This window comes from Affinibrenneria salicis, from assembly GCF_008710095.1.
Genome location: NZ_VYKJ01000021.1, coordinates 1 through 18,990 on the forward strand (window position 1 = coordinate 1; position 18,990 = coordinate 18,990).

General features: G+C 59.1%; 20 protein-coding genes, 1 tRNA gene and 1 pseudogene. 12 read left to right on the plus strand and 10 right to left on the minus strand.

All coding sequences use genetic code 11. The annotated features are described in order from the left end of the window. On the plus strand, positions 1-360 hold a 360-nt coding region (locus FJU30_RS27345; protein ID WP_223881699.1), incomplete at its 5' end, for a hypothetical protein. On the opposite strand, the gene FJU30_RS26940 is transcribed toward FJU30_RS27345, so the two are convergent. The 3 genes from FJU30_RS26940 to FJU30_RS24765 all read right to left on the minus strand — a co-directional run bounded on the left by FJU30_RS26940 (position 357) and on the right by FJU30_RS24765 (position 3,613). Further along, positions 357-521 carry a hypothetical protein gene (locus FJU30_RS26940; protein WP_191091689.1) on the minus strand — a complete coding sequence of 55 codons (165 nt, stop codon included), beginning with the start codon at positions 519-521 and terminating at the stop codon, positions 357-359. The two genes, FJU30_RS27345 and FJU30_RS26940, sit on opposite strands and share 4 nt — an antisense overlap. 78 nt (positions 522-599) lie before the next feature. Beyond that, entirely contained in the window at positions 600-2,570 is a 1,971-nt protein-coding gene (locus FJU30_RS24760) for a YjhG/YagF family D-xylonate dehydratase (RefSeq protein WP_150437630.1), read from the minus strand. A gap of 134 nt (positions 2,571-2,704) precedes the next feature. Continuing rightward, on the minus strand, positions 2,705-3,613 hold the full coding sequence (locus FJU30_RS24765; RefSeq protein WP_150437631.1) for a dihydrodipicolinate synthase family protein: 909 nt from the start codon (positions 3,611-3,613) through the stop codon (positions 2,705-2,707). Positions 3,614-4,101: 488 nt separating this feature from the next. On the opposite strand from FJU30_RS24765, the gene FJU30_RS24770 reads away from it, so the two are divergent. Further along, positions 4,102-4,413: a hypothetical protein gene (locus FJU30_RS24770; RefSeq protein ID WP_150437632.1), complete on the plus strand. Its 312-nt coding sequence runs from the start codon at positions 4,102-4,104 to the stop codon at positions 4,411-4,413. 15 nt (positions 4,414-4,428) lie between these two features. Here the strand turns inward: FJU30_RS24770 and gcvA are convergent, their stop codons facing one another. Then, positions 4,429-5,343 (minus strand): transcriptional regulator GcvA, encoded by a 915-nt coding sequence (gcvA, locus tag FJU30_RS24775; protein ID WP_150437633.1) that lies wholly within the window; start codon positions 5,341-5,343, stop codon positions 4,429-4,431. A gap of 144 nt (positions 5,344-5,487) precedes the next feature. Between gcvA and FJU30_RS24780 the strand changes: the two genes are divergently transcribed. The 3 genes from FJU30_RS24780 to pncA all read left to right on the plus strand — a co-directional run bounded on the left by FJU30_RS24780 (position 5,488) and on the right by pncA (position 8,240). Further along, the gene (locus FJU30_RS24780) at positions 5,488-6,399 is read left to right on the plus strand and encodes a DMT family transporter (protein ID WP_150437634.1); all 912 of its coding nucleotides are present in this window, start codon (positions 5,488-5,490) and stop codon (positions 6,397-6,399) included. Between the two features lie 110 nt (positions 6,400-6,509). After that, positions 6,510-7,169, plus strand: coding sequence for a VOC family protein (locus FJU30_RS24785; protein ID WP_150437635.1), 660 nt, complete (start codon positions 6,510-6,512; stop codon positions 7,167-7,169). A 387-nt stretch (positions 7,170-7,556) separates the two neighbouring features. Then, on the plus strand, positions 7,557-8,240 hold the full coding sequence (gene pncA / locus FJU30_RS24790; protein ID WP_150437636.1) for a bifunctional nicotinamidase/pyrazinamidase: 684 nt from the start codon (positions 7,557-7,559) through the stop codon (positions 8,238-8,240). 80 nt (positions 8,241-8,320) lie between these two features. Here pncA and FJU30_RS24795 read toward each other — a convergent pair whose 3' ends face one another. The 4 genes from FJU30_RS24795 to ssuC all read right to left on the minus strand — a co-directional run bounded on the left by FJU30_RS24795 (position 8,321) and on the right by ssuC (position 12,138). Beyond that, positions 8,321-8,797 carry an RcnB family protein gene (locus FJU30_RS24795; RefSeq protein WP_150437637.1) on the minus strand — a complete coding sequence of 159 codons (477 nt, stop codon included), beginning with the start codon at positions 8,795-8,797 and terminating at the stop codon, positions 8,321-8,323. A gap of 344 nt (positions 8,798-9,141) precedes the next feature. Continuing rightward, complete coding sequence (ssuD, locus tag FJU30_RS24800) at positions 9,142-10,299, minus strand: FMNH2-dependent alkanesulfonate monooxygenase (protein WP_150437638.1); 1,158 nt, start codon at positions 10,297-10,299, stop codon at positions 9,142-9,144. A gap of 304 nt (positions 10,300-10,603) precedes the next feature. Beyond that, complete coding sequence (ssuB, locus tag FJU30_RS24805; RefSeq protein ID WP_150437639.1) at positions 10,604-11,395, minus strand: aliphatic sulfonates ABC transporter ATP-binding protein; 792 nt, start codon at positions 11,393-11,395, stop codon at positions 10,604-10,606. Beyond that, positions 11,392-12,138, minus strand: coding sequence for an aliphatic sulfonate ABC transporter permease SsuC (ssuC, locus tag FJU30_RS24810; RefSeq protein ID WP_223881701.1), 747 nt, complete (start codon positions 12,136-12,138; stop codon positions 11,392-11,394). Before ssuC ends, ssuB begins: the two co-directional genes overlap by 4 nt. Positions 12,139-12,659: 521 nt before the next feature. On the opposite strand from ssuC, the gene FJU30_RS24815 reads away from it, so the two are divergent. From FJU30_RS24815 to FJU30_RS24830, 4 genes are all read left to right on the plus strand, one after another. After that, on the plus strand, positions 12,660-13,610 hold the full coding sequence (locus FJU30_RS24815; RefSeq protein WP_223881700.1) for an aliphatic sulfonate ABC transporter substrate-binding protein: 951 nt from the start codon (positions 12,660-12,662) through the stop codon (positions 13,608-13,610). A 125-nt stretch (positions 13,611-13,735) separates the two neighbouring features. Continuing rightward, a complete protein-coding gene (locus FJU30_RS24820; RefSeq protein WP_150437641.1) occupies positions 13,736-14,332 on the plus strand; it encodes a cysteine dioxygenase family protein in 597 nt (198 codons plus the stop codon). Further along, the gene (locus FJU30_RS24825) at positions 14,322-15,935 is read left to right on the plus strand and encodes a rhodanese homology domain-containing protein (protein ID WP_150437642.1); all 1,614 of its coding nucleotides are present in this window, start codon (positions 14,322-14,324) and stop codon (positions 15,933-15,935) included. The genes FJU30_RS24820 and FJU30_RS24825 overlap by 11 nt, the downstream gene beginning before the upstream one ends. A 115-nt stretch (positions 15,936-16,050) precedes the next feature. Beyond that, positions 16,051-16,575 (plus strand): CbrC family protein, encoded by a 525-nt coding sequence (locus FJU30_RS24830; protein WP_150437643.1) that lies wholly within the window; start codon positions 16,051-16,053, stop codon positions 16,573-16,575. Between the two features lie 206 nt (positions 16,576-16,781). On the opposite strand, the gene FJU30_RS24835 is transcribed toward FJU30_RS24830, so the two are convergent. Continuing rightward, positions 16,782-17,021 carry a DinI-like family protein gene (locus FJU30_RS24835; RefSeq protein ID WP_150437644.1) on the minus strand — a complete coding sequence of 80 codons (240 nt, stop codon included), beginning with the start codon at positions 17,019-17,021 and terminating at the stop codon, positions 16,782-16,784. A 317-nt stretch (positions 17,022-17,338) separates the two neighbouring features. Between FJU30_RS24835 and FJU30_RS24840 the strand changes: the two genes are divergently transcribed. The 3 genes and pseudogenes from FJU30_RS24840 (at position 17,339) to FJU30_RS24850 (ending at position 18,381) form a co-directional block, all read left to right on the plus strand. Then, the gene (locus FJU30_RS24840) at positions 17,339-17,881 is read left to right on the plus strand and encodes an Ail/Lom family outer membrane beta-barrel protein (RefSeq protein ID WP_150437645.1); all 543 of its coding nucleotides are present in this window, start codon (positions 17,339-17,341) and stop codon (positions 17,879-17,881) included. Between the two features lie 170 nt (positions 17,882-18,051). After that, positions 18,052-18,147, plus strand: a pseudogene (locus FJU30_RS24845) (transposase); the annotation flags it as partial. 60 nt (positions 18,148-18,207) lie between these two features. Beyond that, positions 18,208-18,381, plus strand: coding sequence for a transposase (locus FJU30_RS24850; protein WP_395858893.1), 174 nt, complete (start codon positions 18,208-18,210; stop codon positions 18,379-18,381). A 471-nt stretch (positions 18,382-18,852) separates the two neighbouring features. Here the strand turns inward: FJU30_RS24850 and FJU30_RS24860 are convergent. Further along, positions 18,853-18,929 (minus strand) — tRNA-Pro (locus tag FJU30_RS24860). Positions 18,930-18,990 lie beyond the last annotated feature (61 nt).

The window sequence follows — 18,990 nt, forward strand, 5'->3', positions numbered from 1 at the left end:
TTCAGGCTTCAGGCTTCAGGCTTCAGGCTTCAGGCTTCAGGCTTCAGGCTTCAGGCTTCAGGCTTCAGGCTTCAGGCTTCAGGCTTCAGGCTTCAGGCTTCAGGCTTCAGGCTTCAGGCTTCAGGCTTCAGCTGCGTCGACCGCGCTCGCTTATTCTGTTCATTCCAGCGCTTCTCCCCGGCGGGTCCGCCGTCCGCGGCATTCAACTCCGCTCGCGACCAACTGATCGCTGGTTTGCCGCGTTACAAGGCGTATAAACGAGCCTCGTCCGTAAAGCTGCACTGCGCTGCGTTGCTCAAAACGATAACGTTTTATCCTGCAACTCGGGTTATTAAGAATATATTATTTAATAATACTTAACTCTCCAGCCTGTTATTTACATCCGCCGGAAGAATAAAATAACCGAAAGCAATCAATGCGCGGTCGGCGATAATGACGGAGATACCGACATTTTGCAAACTACCGGCGGCGCTCGCCATTGTTTCGGCTATCGCCGTCCGGCTCCGGTTATTTTCCTGCATTCGTTCCTGCGATATGCGGCGATGCCGTCCTGCCGCACTTAAAATATATATTCTGTTCGCCAGACGTCAGGCCGTTTTTTATTTGCCGGCCAGCGCGTCCCGGCCGGCGTTAAGTACGGCGATGATTTTATCCGTATGGTAAATATTGCCGGCCCATGTTCCACCGCTGGCGGCCTGCAGCGCCGCCCACAGCCGGGTGTCGTCCGGTAAATCGGGGTCCGGCTGCAGATCGGGATGCGGCGGGCGTTCGGCCAGAATACGCGCCCCTTCGTCCGCGCTGCAGGGGTGCTGTTCCGTGCCGATAAAGTTAACCGAGCCGGTCAACTGATCGCGATCGACGATGATTTCGATCGTATCGCCGTCTCTCAGTTTGCCGATGGGGCCGCCGGTCAGCGCTTCCGGACCAATATGGCCGATACAGGCGCCGGTCGACACGCCGGAGAAGCGCGCATCGGTCAGCAGAGAGACGTGCTTGCCATACGACAGGTGTTTTAATGACGACGTCAGCTGATAGGTCTCCTCCATGCCGGTGCCCGACGGTCCGCCGCCCATCACCACCATAATATCGCCTGCCGCGATCGCGCCGTGTTTGATCGCGCCGATGGCGGCCTTTTCCGAGGTAAAGACTTTGGCCCGGCCGGTATGGCGATAAACGCCGTCTTCGCCCACCACCGAGGGGTCGATGGCGGTCGATTTTATTACCGAGCCTTCGGGCGCGATATTGCCGACCGGGAAGGTAATGGTGGAGGTCAGGCCGCGTTCTTTCGCCTGTTGCGGACTCATAATTACCTCGTCCGGTTCGATCTTATCCTGAACGCGCAATATCTCCTGATATTTACCGCGCCGCTCCGACTGTTGCCACCAGTCAAGATTCTGGCCCAGCGTCTGGCCGGTAACGGTCAGCACATCCTCATGCAGCAGGCCCAGCTTGCGCAGATGCAGCATCACTTCCGGCACGCCGCCGGCGAGGAACGCTCTGACCGTCGGGTGATAAACCGGCCCGTTGGGCAACACGCTGACCAGCCGCGGTACGCGGCGATTGATCCGGGTCCAGTCGTCGACCGTAGGAATCGCGCATTTGGCCGCATGGGCAATGGCGGGGATGTGCAGCAACAGGTTGGTCGAACCGCCAAACGCGGCGTGTACGGTCATGGCGTTTTCTATCGCCTTATCGGTGAGAATATCCCGCGTGGTTAAGCCCTGGCGCTCGAGCACCAGCGCCGCCCGGGCGGACTGACGGGCGATCTCCAGCCATACTTCCTGGCCGGAAGGGGCGAGCGCCGAATGCGGCAATGCCAGACCGAGTCCTTCCGCCACCACCTGCGAGGTGCCGGCGGTGCCGAGGAACTGGCAGCCGCCGCCAGGGGAGGCGCAGGCGCGACAGCCCAGTTCCGCCGCCTCTTGCAGCGTCAGCTCATCATTGGCAAAGCGGGCGCCGATGGTTTGCACTTTGCCGGCGTCTTCGCCTTTGGTCGGCGGCAGCGTCGCGCCGCCGGGAACGATAACGGTGGGCAGATTATGCATGGCGGCCAGCGCGATCATCATCGCCGGCAGCCCCTTATCGCAGGTGGCGACGCCAATAACGGCATGGCGCGTGGGCAGGGAGCGAATCAGGCGGCGAAAGACCATAGCGGCATCGTTGCGGTAAGGCAGCGAATCGAACATGCCGGTGGTGCCCTGCGAACGGCCGTCGCACGGGTCGCTGATATAGCCGGCGAAAGGGATGCCGCCAGCGCCGCTGATTTCTTCGGCCGCGGCCTGCATCTGTAAACCAATTTCCCAGTGGCCGGTGTGGTAGCCCAGCGCCACCGGCGTGCCGTCCGGCCGCCGAATGCCGCCCTGGGTGCCCAGAATCAACACTTCGCGGCCCAGCAGTTTTTCCGGCGCCCAGCCCATACCGGCGTTGAGCGTCATGGCGAAAATATTACCGCTGGGAGAATCCACCAGCATCCGGGCGGTCAAAGGCAGAGCGCCCTGCGGGCCGGGCGCGTGGGTGCGGATATTATAAATTTCATTATTCCGGCTGGAAAAAATAAGCTCGATAGACATAGTTATTCACCATTCTCGACATTATTCACAGGTATACCTTCCAGTTTTCCGGCGGCCTGCCTGGCTTCCGTGAGGTGCTTATCGTCCTTATGCGTCCGAAAATCTATTGGGCATCAATGATCAGCCGCACTCGATTAGATAAGCCCGGCGCGGTTAAGAATCTCTTTTATGCTTTCTTTCTGCTGTGGATTTAACGGGCCGGACGGCGGCAGCGACCAGGTCGAAATATTCAGTCCGCATAACCGGCAGGCCTCTTTAATCACATTGATGAAGGGAGAATCGATTTTGTACAGCAGCGGCAACTGCAATAAGGTTTGATGTAATTCCGCCGCGCTGGCGCGATCTTCACGAATAAACGCCCGATAGATTTCAATGGATAGCTGCGGCGCGAAGTTGGCGCTGGCGGAAATCGCGCCGTCGCCGCCGAGTAAAAGCGTGTTCAGCAGATGATCGTCATAACCGCAAAAAACGGAAAAATGCGGGTATTCGCCTTTTACCGTCACAATCATCTCGCGCAGGTGGGCGACGGAGTCGATGGTATCCTTAATGCCGACGATATTGGCGTGTTGCCCGACCAGTTTTTTCACCAGCGCCGGATGCAGATCCTGGCCGGTCAGCGCCGGAAAATTGTAGAGAATGACCGGCAGCGCCATCGATTGTGCGATATCGCTGTAGTAGCCGAGCAAATTCTTTTCCGTCAACTGCCAGTAATAGGGGTTGATGGCGACCACCGCATCCGCGCCGATCTGCGCGGCGTGCCGGCTGAGCTGTACCGCTTCCCGGCTGTTGGTGCTGCCGACGCCGATCAGAACCGGCACCCGATGATTGACGTGCCGTACGGCGAATTCGGCAATCTGTTTCCTTTCGTCCGCGGACATTTGTGAAAATTCGCCGCCGGTGCCTAAAAAGAACAGGCCATCCACGCCGGCCCCGATAAGAAAATCAATCAGAGTGGCCATACCCTGTTCATCAAAGGCGCCCCGATCGGTAAAAATCGTTGATACCGGAGGGATAATGCCTGAAAACTGCCTGTCTTTATTCATAACACAACCTTTTTGCCTGTAACCGGAACCTGGGGGACGAACCGTCGCTGGCGATTCGCTTCGCTATTTGTTCTATATTATAAAACTGTGTTCTATAATATTGTGGATTGATACTAGCACCGCGCTTTTAACGCTGTAAAGCGAGCGGATGAACCGGCTGTTCAATATCTATGCTGGATCACAAAAGGCGCGTCGATGATGGGGAATAGAGACACGCGTTTGGCTATCAGGCGAAAGACGCCGGCCGGCGCTAAGCGCCATATCGGCGCGGCGACGGCGTTGTGCCGCGCGGCAGATTGACCTATAGAAAGCAGGGATAAATAATATTCAAAGGATGCATGTCGGCGCCGTTTGCTATTTCCGACGGCGGCTCGTTTTCAGATGCGGACGCCGCCTGGCAGGCGTGCAAAACGACACGCCCTGGCGGCGTGCCTTTTCCCTTTACAGCAATGGGCCGGGCGGCGTTAGCCAACGGCTAAATTATCGTCATGAAAATAATCGAAAAAACGCTGATCTGCGCCGCGCTGACGGCCAGTTTATCTGGCCTGAGCGCGCACTCTGCGTGGGCTAAAAACGCGGCGCTGAGCGATGCGCAGATTAAACAGCGCATTATTGAAGAATCGATAGCCGATTATCCTCGCGCCTGCGCCTGCCCGTACAACCGGGCGCGCAACGGCAGTCGGTGCGGCGGTCGCAGCGCCTGGCGTCGGGCCGGCGGCTACGTTCCCCTGTGTTACCCCGACGATGTTTCCGCCGCGCGGGTCGGGCAATGGAAAGCGGCGCAGCGGCGCGGTCAATAGTGTCCGGCGTTCGGTCTACGCCGGACGTTCGCCGGCATCGTACCGATGACCTTGCGCTGCGGCGCAGGCGGTCAGCCAGCGATGAAAACGCTGGTTGACCGGTTGAAACAGAGCCGATTGATCATAGACCAGGTAATAAGCCAGCGGCGTCTCCAGCGCCACGGGCAGCGGAGTCGTCAGCCGCCCGTCCGCCAGTTCGCGTTGCACCAGCGCCGGACGAATCAGCGCGATGCCAAGTCCGGCGATAGCCGCCTCGATAACGCCATTTGAATCGACAAATACCGGGCCGAGGCCGGCGGCGGTCGGATCGGCGCCGCCGGCCTGCAGCCACAGCGCCCAGTCCTGCTTATGTTCATCGTGCAGCAGCGGAAAGGCGGCGATCTCCGACGCGCTGAGCTGGCTCCGGTCCGCCGGCAGCAGGGTCGGGCTGCATACCGGCAGCAACGGGTCATCGATCAGCCGTTCGGCAATCAGTCCCGGATAGCGGCCGAGCCCATGACGGATGGCGAAATCCACGCCTTCGGCGAGGAGATCGACTTTGCGGTGGGTGGTGCCGATCTGAATATCGGTGGCGGGGCTGATTTTTTCAAAGGCCGGCAGTCGGGGCAGCAGCCACTGCATGGCGAAGCCGCTGGTGCAGCTAATGGTGATGTTGCGCTGTTCGGCCGTCTGCATCAGCCGGCTGGTGGCTTCGTTAATCTGGCTCAAGGCCGGACGGAGAGCGCGCAGATAGGTTTGTCCCTGCTGAGTGAGCGCCAGCGTACGCGCGCCGCGCACAAACAGCCGAACCTGCAGCCACTGCTCCAGTTTTGCGATCTGTTGACTGATCGCGCCAGGGGTGACGTGCAGCTCGTCGGCCGCTTTTTTCATACTCATCAGCCGGCCGGCGACTTCGAAACAGATCAGCGCATGCAGCGGGGGTAATTTCATCCCGACCTCTTAACGGTTTAGATAAACTAAATTGTCGCAGAAAATCTGGTTTGTGGCGACCCGCGCGGCGTGCTGCAATGGCCCATCATCAACATACGCGCCGTTCGCTCAGGGAGAACGCGCCGCGCGGGCAGGAGCTGGGGCATGCAGAAAAAAGACTATGTTAATTTGTTTTCGCTGGCCGCGATCTGGGGGGCCAGTTTCCTTTTTATGCGCCTTGCCGCGCCGGCCTTTGGCGCGGTGAATACCGCATTCTTACGGGTGACCTTCGCGCTGCTCGCGCTGGGCGTTATGCTGCCGGCGCTGCGCGTCAGGTTTGATTTCAACCATAAGCTGCGCCTGTGCCTGACGCTGGGCGTTATCAACTCCGGCCTGCCTTTTTTGATGTACTGTATCGCAGCCCGGTTCCTGCCTGCCGGTTATTCCGCCATTTTAAATGCCACCACGCCGCTGATGGGCGCTTTTATTGGCTGCCTGTTTTTTCATGAGCCGGCGACGCTGAAAAAGATCGCCGGCGTGGTGATTGGGCTGGCCGGCATTACGCTGATTACCACGACGGCCGGCGGCGTGCATTCCGTCAGGCAGGCGCTGGCCGGCGTCGGCGCCTGCCTGACGGCCACCGCCTGTTACGCCGTCGCCGGTTTTTTAACCAAACGCTGGATCCCGGCGAGCGGCGGACTCGATGCTAAACTGGTCGCCACCGGCAGCCAGATGGGCGCCACGCTGTTTTTGTTGCCGTTTTTCCTGTGGTCGATGATGACGGCGCCGCCGGTAAACTGGCGCCAGCCGGCGGCCTGGGGTTGCATACTGGCGCTGGGCGTCATTTGCACGGCGCTGGCTTATATCCTCTATTTCCGGCTGATTGCGGATATTGGCCCGCTGAGCGCCATGACGGTGACGTTCTTAATCCCGCCTTCCGGCGTCCTGTGGGGCTATCTGATTCTTGGGGAAACGCTGTCGGACGGATTTATTATCTGTTCGGCGGTCGTCGGTCTGGCGGTGTGGATGATTATAAGCGCCGGCGGCGGCAGGGGCGCGCCACGGCCGGACAAATAGCGCGGTGCGGCGGCGCATGCCGGCCGACGGCGATTGTGCTGCGGCTGCGCCGGCGTAAGATGTCGGCGTTCGCATAGCGTTTGGTTGCGCCGAACGGTGCAGGAGTAAGCATGGAAATCGATCACGTATTTATTTGTAGCGGAGATAATGCCCGCTATGCCGATCTGCTGGTGCAGAGCGGCTTTCGCGAAGGCAGCGCCAATGTGCATCCGGGGCAGGGCACGGCCAATCGCCGTTTTTTCTTTGATAACGCGTTCATTGAGTTGATCTACGCGGATGGGGCGCAGCAAGGGCAGGAGAACGCCCAGGACCGAACGCATATTCTGCGCCGCATCGCCTGCGATGACGGCAGCCTATCCCCGTTCGGGGTGGGTTTGCGTCCTTCCGCACCCACGGAAAAAACGCCCGCGTTTCCTTATGATGTTTATCAGCCGGACTATCTGCCGGCCGGGCTGGAAGTGGATATCGGCATTGCGCCGTTGTCCGAGCCTCTGTGGTTTTTTATGAACTTCAGCGGCCGGCCGGATCGCTTCGCGCCGGATAAACGGCAGCCGTTGAACCATCCCTGCGGGGCGCGGCAATTGACTTCGCTGGCGCTGACGATGCGCGGCCCGGCGGAACCCTCCGCGCCGGCGCGCCGCCTTCAGCAGGACGGCGTTCTGAGCCTGGCGTCGGGCGCGGAACACGTGATGCGACTGACGTTCGATCATCAGCGCCAGCGTCAGCAGCAGGATTTCAGACCCTATCTGCCGTTAGTGATCGCCTGGTAGCCGGCCCCGGCGAAAGCGGCCGTCGCCAGGCGTATCCGGCCGATGGCCTGTTTTCTCCGCGCGCCGGCGAAATTGCTTTTCGGCCAGGCGGGTGCTAGTGTCCGAAAAGCCTCTGCGCAGGATGACCCGCCCGGCATTACGGCGGCTGCGCGCCGGCGTGAAAAATAGCGCAGGACGGCGTCCCGGTTCGTCGATAAAGCGATAACGGAAATTTAAGCGAGGATAATGAAACGGGAGAGTAAAGCGATCGTGCCTGACCGGCGTGCTCGGGCATACGGGGAGCGCCTTGCCGAGTCTTTACGCTCTGCCGATTAGCGCTGCCGCTTTGTCAATAACCTCAGACCGATCCTGTTTAAAATATGGCTAGCCACAGGTGCCATGATGACCATGACGAAGACCACTGCGTCGGCGTATGCTGACGAACAACAGATTCAGTTACACCGGCCGGATGCCGGCGCCGCCCTTATCGTGGTGGATGTGCAAAACGGCTTTACGCCCGGCGGCAATCTGGCGGTTAACGACGGCGATAAAATCATTCCGTTGATTAACCGGCTGGCCGCGGTGTTTGACAATATTATTATTACGCAGGACTGGCATCCCGCCGGGCATATCTCTTTTGCCGGCAGCCACCCCGGCAAACAACCGTTTGAAACCATCGAAACGCACTATGGACCGCAGGTGCTGTGGCCGGCGCACTGCGTGCAGGGCAGTCGGGATGCGGCGCTTCATTCCGACCTGCATTTACCGGGCGCGCAGTTGATTATCAGAAAGGGCTATCACAAAGATATCGACAGCTATTCCGCGTTCGAGGAGGCCGATCACAAAACGCCGACCGGCCTGAGCGGTTATTTGACCGAGCGGGGGATAACGACGGTTTACATCACCGGGCTGGCGACCGATTTTTGCGTGGCGTGGACGGCGATGGATGCGCGTAAGTATGGCTTTAACGCCTGGGTAATCGAAGACGCCACCAAAGGCATTGATATTAATGGTTCTCTGGCCGCCGCATGGCAGGCCATGGAGAGCAAGGGCGTGCGGCGCATCGCTTCCGGCAGTCTGCTGGGCGCTTAGCTGTCTGGCTCTGCGGATAAAAGAACGCGCCGGTCGATACTATCGCCGGCGCGTTGGCGGTTTTAGCCTGACTGGCGGGATTAATTCTGCAGGCTGTGAATAATAATTGAGGTAATGATACCGGTGGCGGCCGCCATCAGAACATAATTGCCGTCAATATAAGCCCAGTATTGGCCGGCCGGCGGCTGCCTCAACCCGCGGGCGCGCCAGTCGTTTACCCGATAGCTATCGCCGCGATAACGCTGCGGCGCCGCTTTGCCTTTTCTGAACTCATGCCCGTTGGCGGTGAAGCGATCGCGTTCGGCGCCGTGCTGATTGCCGGCTTTAGCCACCTCGCGTTTTGGCTGATGGTTGGGCTGCGAATTGGGCTGACGATTGTTTTGCTGACTTTGCTGCTGCCCCTGACGCTGCTGTTGCCCCTGTTGGTTGTTCTGCGCGCCCTGTTTCAGCATTCGTTGGTTATCCTGGCGTTGCGGTCCTTCTGCATAAGACACGCTGGAGATAACGCTGCCGGTGACGAATAGCGACAGTATCAGTGCGATGGCGGTTTTTTTCATCTGTGGTTCCTCAGTATTTATCGTCCGCCGGACAGCCGGGGCCGATATCTCTCTCAGGCAGGTAAACTATGCTATTCCGGCCGGACGGCGTATTTAAATCGTGCTTTTTGAAAAAAGTTTACCCGGCCTTGCGATATCTTAACGAATCGTGGCGCGGCGCATTGCGGCGATAAATCGTCGCGACGGCGAAAACCGATCGTTAAACGCGCAGATACGAAAAACAGTGCGGCTAAGCAACCCTGATGTGAATGAATTACGTCTGATTCGCTCGCCGTTATCGTCCTTGATAACGCGGCAAAAGGCCGATCGGCCGCCGTCGGCCTGGCCAAACGGCCGGCGGTTTGCTAACGTCCGGTCGGCGCATCGGCGGGAATAAAGGCATTGGCCACCACTTCTCCCTGCGGCTGCTGCACGCTGTCCGTTCCGCGGCTGGCAGACGTCTCCCGCGCCAGCGCCAGGTGAGGGAACAGTAACTCGCCGACCCGCCACGCCTCTTCCAGATGCGGGTAGCCGGAGAGAATAAAGGTATCGATTCCCAGCGCGGCGTATTCCTGAATTCTCGCCGCCACGGTGGGACCGTCGCCTACCAGCGCGGTGCCGGCGCCGGCGCGCGCCAGCCCCACGCCGGCCCACAGGTTGGGGCTGATTTCCAGATTCTCCCGGCTGCCGTTGTGCAGCGCGGTCATCCGCTGCTGGCCGACCGAGTCAAAACGGGTGAACGACGCGCGGGCGCGGGCGATGGTGTCGTCGTCCAGATGCTCGATCAGACGGTCGGCGGCCTGCCAGGCCTGCTCCGTGGTTTCGCGCACAATCACATGCAGGCGAATGCCGAAACGCAGCGTGCGCCCCTGCGCGGCGGCTTTGGCTCTGACTTCGGCGATCTTTTCCGCGACCTGCGCCGGCGGTTCGCCCCAGGTGAGATACAAATCGACCTGTTCGGCGGCCAGCTGCTGCGCCTCTTGCGAGGAACCGCCGAAATACAGCGGCGGACGCGGGCGTTGCACTGGCGCAAACATCAGTCGCGCGCCTTTAACCTGGATATGTTTGCCGTTGAAATCCACCGTTTCGCCGCTCAGCACCTCGCGCCAGATGCGGGTAAACTCCGCCGCGGCTTCATAGCGCTGGCGGTGATCGAGAAACAGCCCTTCCGCCGCCAGTTCGTCGGGATCGCCGCCGGTAACCAGATTAAACAGGGCGCGACCGCCGGACAGCCGGTCCAGCGTCGCGCTCTGACGCGCCGCCAGCGTCGGAGAAATCACGCCCGGGCGCAACGCCACCAGGAATTTCAGTCGTCGGGTGACCGGGATCAGTGAAGCCGCCACCAGCCAGGCGTCTTCGCAGGAACGTCCGGTTGGGATCAGCACGCCGCTGAAGCCGACCTTTTCCGCCGCCTGAGCAATTTGCTGCAGGTAGTCGTGATCGACGGTCCGCGCGCCTTTGCTGGTGCCGAGATAGTGGCCGTCGCCATGCGTGGGAAGAAACCAGAACAGGTTAAGGCTCATAAACGCTCCATAAAAATCCGTCAAAGGTCAACGCGCATCATCCTGGCAACGGTTGTCATTCCCAACGAATATATCCGGCATTTCAATGCCTGAAATCTGATAAAGGCGGTACGGCGGACCGAAGGAGAATCGAGCATTGCGCGGGCGGCGGTCCGCGGCGTGGGGCCTGACCGCCGGGGGGCAAAGGCCGGCCGTTTAGCGGCCTGGCGCGCAGACAGCCGTGTCCGTTGGATATGATGACATCCCGCCCCCGAATCGCCATGGGGCGGGATGCGGCGCGGGCGTCTGGGGACGTTGAGATGCGCTATTTCATCGCGCTGCGCAACGGCGGCGCATCTTGCTCCCGGTTCGCCGGATCGGCGCCGCCGGAAAAAATCCGCTCCAGAATGGTATTTTCCAGCGCCGCCAGACGGGCCTGTCCGGGATGGCGCGGGCGCGGCAGATCGACGAGTAAATCGAGCCCTGCCTGACCGTTTTCCAGCAGAATGACCCGGTCTGCCAGGGTAACGGCTTCGTGTACGTCATGGGTCACCAGTATCAGCGTAAAGCCCTGTTCGCGCCACAACTGCTCGATAAGACGCTGCATTTCGATGCGCGTCAGCGCATCCAGGGCGCCGAGCGGTTCGTCCAGCAACAGCAGCCTCGGATGATGGATCAGCGCGCGCGCCAGCGCCACGCGCTGCTTCTGTCCGCCTGACAGCGCGGCCGGCCATTCGCCGGCGCGTTCGGCCAGCCCCACTTCGGCCAGTGCCGCCTGCGCCCGCTCTCGCCAGCCCTTGCCCAGTCCGATGCCTACGTTATCAATCACCTTTTTCCACGGCAGCAGACGGGACTCCTGAAACATCAGCCGCATCTCCTCGCGCAGGGTATTGAGCGGCTGCTGGCCGGCCTGCAGATCTCCGGCGCTGGGCTGCTCCAGACCGGCCAGCAGGCGCAGCAGCGTACTTTTGCCGCAGCCGCTGCGCCCCACGATGGCCACGGCCTGGCCCGCCGGGATTTGCAGGTCGATATCTCGCAGCACCTGGCGATCCTGAAACGATTTACTCAACTGACGTAGCCGCAGCGCAATGCCGCGATTAACCGGATGAATACTCACGCTGTCGCTCCTGTTTTCTGATAGGCCGGATGCCAGCGCAGCCAGCTGCGCTCCAGCAGGCGCGCCGCGCTGTCGGCCGCCTTGCCCAGCATGGCGTAGAGGATAATCGCCACCACGACCACATCGGTCTGCAGGAATTCGCGCGCGTTCATCGCCAGATAGCCGATGCCGGCGCTGGCGGAAATCGTTTCCGCCACAATCAGCGTCAGCCACATAAAGCCGAGGGCAAAGCGTACCCCGACCAGGATCGAAGGCAGCGCGCCCGGCAGAATCACCTGCCAGAACAGCGCCGGTCCGGATAACCCGTAGCTGCGCGCCATCTCTACCAGGCCGGCATCCACATTGCGTACGCCGTGCCAGGTGTTGAGGTAAATGGGAAACAGTGTGCCGAGCGCCACCAGAAAGATTTTGGCGCTTTCATCGATGCCGAACCACAGGATCACCAGCGGGATAAGCGCCAGGTGCGGCACGTTGCGGATCATCTGGATGGTACTGTCCAGCAGCAGCGCGCCGGTGCGCGACAGACCGGTGGTGAAGCCCAGCAGCAGCCCCAGAGAGCCGCCGATGGCGAATCCCACGGCGGCGCGCCAGCCGCTAATCGCCAGATGGTGCCATAATTCGCCGCTGGCGATCAGCGCCCATGCCGCCGAGATGACCGCACTGGGCGCCGGCAGGATACGGCTGGACAACCAGCCGGCGCTAACCGCCAACTGCCAGGCCGCCACCAGCGCGATGGGCAGCAGCTACGGCGCCAGAGCGCCGGTAATTATCGTCACACTACGTTTCATTTACGCGATCTCTCCTGTACCTGCGGGGCTGATGAGGGCTCTGACGGCGCCCGGCCGGCTGCGGTATGCCGGAGACGACGGAGAAGAGAGGATAATCGGCGCGCGTCGGCGATTCTGCTCACACCGTCCATCCCGCGCCCCAGGGCAAAATCAGTGAAAATAGTAGCAGTCGGTAAAATTAATTTTTAAATGCTATTTTTGGCTATCGACAGAAAATGATGTGCTAAAGCTCCGGCTGGTTATGACGGCGGAAATAAGCGCGGCAGGCGCGGCGTGAAAAAAGACGCTATTTAGCCGGGCAGGCCGGATATAAAAAGAGATCGTTACGGGACCAGGCTGACGTCCGCGGCGGTAAAGGAAAAAATCAGCTTAGCAATCTCTTTTTTGTGCTTTGACAGTCTTTCCTCTCAGAGGGGAGAGTAATACTCCCTTATTTCGTTCTGGATTATGTCGTAATGGTTCGAGCCGGTATTATTGTGCGAAATTTTATTATGGCGTTTGCCGCGTTGTCCGGCGCCTTATTTTACCATTCCGCCTGGGGAGAAACCGAATTACGCATCGGTTACCAAAAATCGTCCACGCTGCTGACCATCTTAAAATTGCAGGGCAGCCTGGAGAAAGCGTTCGCTGAACAGGGTGTAAAGGTGAGCTGGTATGAGTTTTCCAGTGGGTTGCCGCTGCTGGAGTCGCTAAACATCGGCAATGTGGATGTATCGGCCGACGTGGCGGATACGGTGCCGGTGTTCGCGCAGGCGGCGGGCGCCAGCCTGACCTATTTCGCGCGGGAAGAACCCTCGCCGGATGCGCAGTCGATCCTGGTGCCGGCTTCTTCGCCATTAAAGAGCCTGGCCGATCTGAAAGGAAAACGCATTGCGGTGACCAAAGCGGCGGGTAGCCACTACTTGTTGATTGCCGCGCTGGCTAAAGCCGGGATGACCTTTAACGATATCACGCCTTCCTACCTGACGCCGGCCGATGGCCGCGCCGCCTTTGAACGCGGCAACGTGGATGCCTGGGTCACCTGGGAGCCGTTTGTCGCCAGCGCCCGGCGTCAGCAGAATGCCCGGGTTCTGAGCAGCGGACGGGATCTCGCGGAGTACCAGCGTTACTACCTGGCCTCGACGGCATTCGCCGAAAAACATCCGCAAATACTGGCGCTGATTTACCAGCAACTGGAACAGACCGGCCTTTGGGTCAAGGCCCATCCGGCCGAAGCAGCCAGACTGTTGGGACCGCTGTGGGGCAATCTGGACCACAGCACGGTGGAGCAGGCTAATGCCAGCCGCAGCTACCGTATTCGGCCGGTAAGCCGCGATGGCCTGGGGGAGCAACAGAAGATCGCCGACGCTTTTTTTGACGCCGGGCTGCTGCCGAAGCGGATCGACGCCGGCGCGGTTGCGATCTGGCAGCCGCCGGCTCAGCCGTAGTCGTAGTCGTAGCGCCGGCGCGTCGCGACGATGCGCGCGGGCCAGCGGTTTTGGGGTTCGATTTATCGGGCGTATTACCGGCGGAGTTGGTTAGCTTCCGGTCCGCCGCAGGGGAGAATGAAACAATGACAGCGTTGTTAAGAGTCGATCGCTTACGCGATTTTATTGGTCAACTGGCCGGGGTGGTCGAGTCGGGCGACGAGGCGACCATTCTGCGCGAGGGCGGCGCGCTGCTCGGTGAACTGGTCAGCCACGATGACTGGCTGGATGACGCTTTCGCCCGGCCGCATGCGGATCGCTACCAGCAGTACCTGCTGCACGTCGATTCGCGCCAGCGCTTCTGCGTGGTCAGCTTTGTCTGGGGGCCGGGGCAGTCGACGCCGATTCACGATCACCGGGTCTGGGGCTTGATCGGCATGTTGCGCGGGGCGGAGACCTCGCGTTCGTTTGTGCGGCGCGACGGCGTCCTGCAGGCGCACGGCGAGCCGGTATCGCTGCGGCCGGGCGACGTGGAGTCGGTGTCGCCGGCGGTTGGCGACATTCATCAGGTGAGCAATGCGCTGAGCGACGAAACGTCCATCAGCATTCACGTATACGGCGCCAATATCGGCGCCGTGCGGCGCGCGGTGTATGACGCGGACGGCCGGCAAAAAACCTTTATCTCGGGCTATTCCAATGCCCTGTTACCGAATATCTGGGATCTGTCCGACCATGAGCGCTAATGTTACTTCTGCCGTACGTCAGTGTGACGATATCCGCCGCGCGTTGCTGGCGCGCGATGAACTGGCGCTGGTGGATGTGCGGGAAGAGGCGCCGTACGCCACCGGCCATCCGCTGTTCGCCGTGAATATCCCTCTGTCTCGTCTGGAACTGGACATCTTTGCCCGGGTGCCGCGCAGGACCACGCCGATCACGCTGTATGACGACGGCGAAGGGCTGGCGGCCATCGCCAGGCGTCGTCTGGTCGAACTGGGCTATACGGACGTGGCGCTGTTGGCCGGCGGGCTGTCCGGCTGGCGCGCGGCGGGGGGCGAAGTCTTTATTGACGTGAATAGCCCGAGCAAAGCGTTTGGCGAACTGCTGGAGGCGCAGGCGCATACCCCTTCGCTCAGCGCCGCAGAGGTTAACGCGCTGCTGGCTGGCGAGGAAGACGTGGTGGTGCTCGACAGCCGGCGCTTTGACGAATATCAGACCATGAGTATTCCGACCGGCATTAGCGTGCCGGGCGGCGAACTGGCGCTGCGCGCGCGCGATCTGGCGCCGTCGCCGTCGACCCGCATCATCGTTAATTGCGCAGGGCGTACCCGCAGCCTGGTAGGCGCCCAGTCGTTGATTAATGCCGGCGTGCCTAATCCGGTCGCGGCGCTGCGCAACGGCACGATTGGCTGGACGCTGGCCGGCCTGCCGCTGGAGCACGGACAACAGCGCCGCTATGGTCGGGTCAGCGAAAACTATCGTCTTCAGACGGCGCGAGCCGCGAGGCGACTGGCCGATCGGGCGGGCGTCGGCCGGGTGTCCCTCGCGCAGCTGGCGTTGTGGCGGCAGGAAGCCTGGCGCACCACTTATCTGATCGACGTACGCGATCAGCAGGCGTATCAGCATGCTCATCTCGCCGGCGCCCGCAATGTGCCGGGCGGTCAACTGGTCCAGGAAACCGATCATATTCTCAGCGTGCGCGGCGCGCGGGCCGTACTGGTGGATGATGACGGGGTGCGCGCCAACATGACCGCGTCGTGGCTGGCGCAGATGGGATGGGATTGCTGGGTCGTGGACGGACTGACGGCGCAGGAGTTCAGCGCGACGGGCGACTGGCAGGCGCCGCGGCCCGCCGCGCCGGAAGCCGACGAAATCGATGTGCATGCCCTGAATGAGCGGTGGCGGCGCGACGACCTGCAGGTGCTGGATCTGACCGGCAGCGCCAGTTATGTGCAAGGACACATTCCCGGCGCCGGCTGGTTGTTGCGTGCGGATTTGCTGACCGGCAGGGCGAAACTGCCGCCGGCGGCCGATGGCTATGTGCTGACCTGCGCTTCCGGCTTGCTGGCGCGTTTCGCCGCGGCGGATCTGCGGCGGCTCACCGATCGCCCGGTGCGGGTGCTGCGCGGCGGAACCCAGGCCTGGCGCGAGGCCGGGTTACCGTTAGCCAGCGGCGAAGAGCGTTTATTATCGCCACGCACTGACCGCTATCGTCGACCTTATGAAGGAACAGACAATTCGCCGGCCGCGATGCGGGCCTACCTTGACTGGGAGTTCGGTCTGATTGCGCAACTGGATCGCGACGGCACGCATTTCTTTCACGTACTGTCGCCGCCGGAGACGCCGTAGCTTCAGCAAATTTCATTGACTTTTCTGGTTCTTTTTCTCCGGCACGTTATTATATCGGCCGCGCCGATACGCATTTTCGTGCCGTTTATCTACTGAGTTAAAGCCAGGAGTATTTATGATATTGCCGGTGTTCAAATATCATCCCGATCCTATCGCAACCGGAAGCATCAAGCTCAGCGATGAGACCTGTCAGTGCTGTGAGCAGCAACGCGGCGCTGTCTGTACGACATCGATCTACTCCAGACACCGCGTTGAGTTTATCTGCCCCTGGTGCGTGGCGGACGGTTCGGCGGCAAAGAAATATGACGGCCAATTTAACGACGACTATCCGTTACTCGAAGATGGAATCGATCGCGACATCGTCGTCGAAGTCAGCGAAAGAACGCCTGGCTATGTCTCGTGGCAACAGGAAGTGTGGCAATCCCACTGTAACGATGCCTGTGAATTTCATGGCGATGCCAGTAAAGCAGATTTGCAGGCGCTCTCCGGCGACGATCTCGACGCGTTTCTGGCTGATAACTATTTAGACGCAGAAATATGGTCGCGCATCCTGCAGGGCTATGAAGACGGCGACGTAGCGATTTATAAATTCCGCTGCCGCCACTGCCAGAAAGCTATCTTTACCATGGACTGCAGTTAATCGGTGCGATGGGCTTTATTAGCCGCGCCGCGGTCTCAGCACTGAGCGCGGCTGGCCATCCTGCCGCCCTGATTTACCCAGGCGCAGCATCAATACAGGTGACGTTAAAGGTTACGTTGCCATGTGTTGCGGGCGCCATCGCGCGCAGCGAGCGTTGCCTGGGACGTGGCGTGGTCAGAGAATTCCGGCCGTTTTATGTTCGTTACTTAATCCGCAACCATCCATTCATCCGCATCGTTAAACATTTCCTCAACCAGACGGTTCAGGATCGCCTTATCCGATTTACTGGCATCGCTATTGAGCGCGTTGGCCTGCATCGCTTTTACTTTTACTTCGGCGTCCGGGAAAACGCGTTGCACGCGCTTTGCCAGTTCGGCATGGATTATGCCGGCGGCGTCCGGTAGTCCACTCACATTTCGTTTGTCATAAATCAGTTCGACGTACATAACTATTCCTTTTAACTGTTGTTATATCCAGTATTTTATAGATTATTCGCAGGAAAAAGTCACGCGGTTATCCGTTGAAAGAACAGTGAGCAGGGGCCGGCACGCTGCCGAAAAATGGCTTTCAGAGAGACGGACCGGCTCATCGCGGAAGGGTATTCCTTTGGATTATGGCGGCATTAACCGTAAGTCATGGTAATGATCACTTAGTCAACGCATGTGAAAATTTATAAAATTACAGGATGATCCTGTTTGAAATGATTGGTAACATTTGATTGCTATTTTTACCGAAAACTAATTAGCAATCAAAGGAATAAAAAATGAAGAAATTGTCTGTTATCGCCATTGCGGTTGCAGGGCTTGCTTTCGGATCATCCGCTGTCGCCGCAGGTGAGAGTACAATCTCTATTGGCTACGCGCAGAGTGACGTAGATTTCGATGGTTTCAGCCCGAAGGACGATCCGCGCGGGGTAAACCTCAAATACCGTTATGAAATGGATGATAATTGGGGGATGATTGGCTCGTTCACGTATACGGGAAGTGATAGCAGCTACAGCGCTGGCAATGAACGGGCTTCTCTTGACCTTACGTACTACTCGCTGACGGTTGGCCCGGTATACCGTTTCAATGAATATATCAGCGCATACGCGCTGGTCGGCGTGGCCCACGGAAAAGCCGAAGTCGAATATGAAAACAGTTCGGTTCGTGCATGGGGAGAAGAGAAGAGAACTGATTTAGCAGGCGGAGTGGGTTTGCAGTTCAACGTGACGCCAGACTTTGCAATCGACGCTTCCTACGAATATACAGCATTGGATAGCGTTGATGTTGGTACGTGGGCGCTGGGCTTGGGTTATCGCTTTTAATCCCTATTTTTCTATTAATTAACCCGGCCTGAGTGCCGGGTTTTTTGATCGGGTTGTAGGGTGCCTCCCGGCGCCTGATTTTAGCATCCAATAAGTTGCATCATTTGGTCGGGAAGCCGCTCGCCCACTCAAAAGACAATAACCCCAAACTATACAATTTAAATTACAGTCTTTTAACGCTGACGGAGCTGAAAAATCGGGGGCTTCAGGACATCCTGATTGCTTGCGTGGACGGCTTGAAGGGCTTCCCGAATGCCCCAGTGTCAGGATACATGTCACCCCCATCAAAAACTCTAATGGGGTAGTGGGGACACAATATAAAACGCATTTCACCAGAACGTAAGGCCGCCACATTGGCTAAACTCCTTCCTCCGTACAACATGACGGTTTCTGCCGTTGCGCAAATGGAAGGGATATCGGAAGCTACTCTGTATAACTGGCGTAGTCAGGCAAAAGCAGAGGGGAAACCGGTGTCGGGTGCAGAAGAGACCGCTGGATGAATTCTCAGAGGCATGGAACAACAAATACCCGCAAATCAGCAACAGCTGGCGTGCGCACTAGTCCCTCGCCGTCATAACGCGTAGCGGGTTTATCGTTTTCCTTTGCGGCCCTCACGTCACTGTCGGTTAATGGCCCTGTTTGCCTGGCCACGTCTGGCCCTCCGCACGAGTTTAGGCACGAGAGAAATTGAATTGATGATATAACGATATGTTTTTATTGCTTTAGTTATGATTTTGTTCGTATAACTAAAACGAAAAGTCACTCCGAAAAATGACGGTGGCGAGTACGATTTTTCATCGTTTAGTCAGCCCTGACAGAATCAGCCAACTGTTATCTTTGGTTGCCTAAACATTCCGGGTAAAACCGTAGCAAACCGCCAGATAACAGACAACAAAAAACCCGCAAACTCAGAGAGAATGCGGGTTTCTGTGGGGTTTCCATTAATAACCGGTACTAACGGAATATGTATTTGGTCGGCACGAGAGGATTTGAACCTCCGACCCCTGACACCCCATGACAGTGCGCTACCAGGCTGCGCTACGTGCCGATGCTATGGGCGCTTATACTACCTTTTATTGTCCTGATTGCAATAGCTAAACCGAACGACT

Bases quoted from the DNA above. Each gene is read 5' to 3' on its own strand.
- FJU30_RS24780 (WP_150437634.1), top strand. From the start codon at position 5,488: ATGCAGAAAAAAGACTATGTTAATTTGTTTTCGCTGGCCGCGATCTGG.
- FJU30_RS24840 (WP_150437645.1), top strand. From the start codon at position 17,339: ATGAAGAAATTGTCTGTTATCGCCATTGCGGTTGCAGGGCTTGCTTTC.
- FJU30_RS24760 (WP_150437630.1), bottom strand. From the start codon at position 2,570: ATGTCTATCGAGCTTATTTTTTCCAGCCGGAATAATGAAATTTATAAT.
- FJU30_RS24795 (WP_150437637.1), bottom strand. From the start codon at position 8,797: ATGAAAAAAACCGCCATCGCACTGATACTGTCGCTATTCGTCACCGGC.
- FJU30_RS24785 (WP_150437635.1), top strand. From the start codon at position 6,510: ATGGAAATCGATCACGTATTTATTTGTAGCGGAGATAATGCCCGCTAT.
- FJU30_RS24830 (WP_150437643.1), top strand. From the start codon at position 16,051: ATGATATTGCCGGTGTTCAAATATCATCCCGATCCTATCGCAACCGGA.
- gcvA (WP_150437633.1), bottom strand. From the start codon at position 5,343: ATGAAATTACCCCCGCTGCATGCGCTGATCTGTTTCGAAGTCGCCGGC.
- FJU30_RS24770 (WP_150437632.1), top strand. From the start codon at position 4,102: ATGAAAATAATCGAAAAAACGCTGATCTGCGCCGCGCTGACGGCCAGT.
- FJU30_RS24765 (WP_150437631.1), bottom strand. From the start codon at position 3,613: ATGAATAAAGACAGGCAGTTTTCAGGCATTATCCCTCCGGTATCAACG.
- FJU30_RS24835 (WP_150437644.1), bottom strand. From the start codon at position 17,021: ATGTACGTCGAACTGATTTATGACAAACGAAATGTGAGTGGACTACCG.
- pncA (WP_150437636.1), top strand. From the start codon at position 7,557: ATGACGAAGACCACTGCGTCGGCGTATGCTGACGAACAACAGATTCAG.
- FJU30_RS26940 (WP_191091689.1), bottom strand. From the start codon at position 521: ATGCAGGAAAATAACCGGAGCCGGACGGCGATAGCCGAAACAATGGCG.
- FJU30_RS24825 (WP_150437642.1), top strand. From the start codon at position 14,322: ATGAGCGCTAATGTTACTTCTGCCGTACGTCAGTGTGACGATATCCGC.
- FJU30_RS24820 (WP_150437641.1), top strand. From the start codon at position 13,736: ATGACAGCGTTGTTAAGAGTCGATCGCTTACGCGATTTTATTGGTCAA.
- ssuD (WP_150437638.1), bottom strand. From the start codon at position 10,299: ATGAGCCTTAACCTGTTCTGGTTTCTTCCCACGCATGGCGACGGCCAC.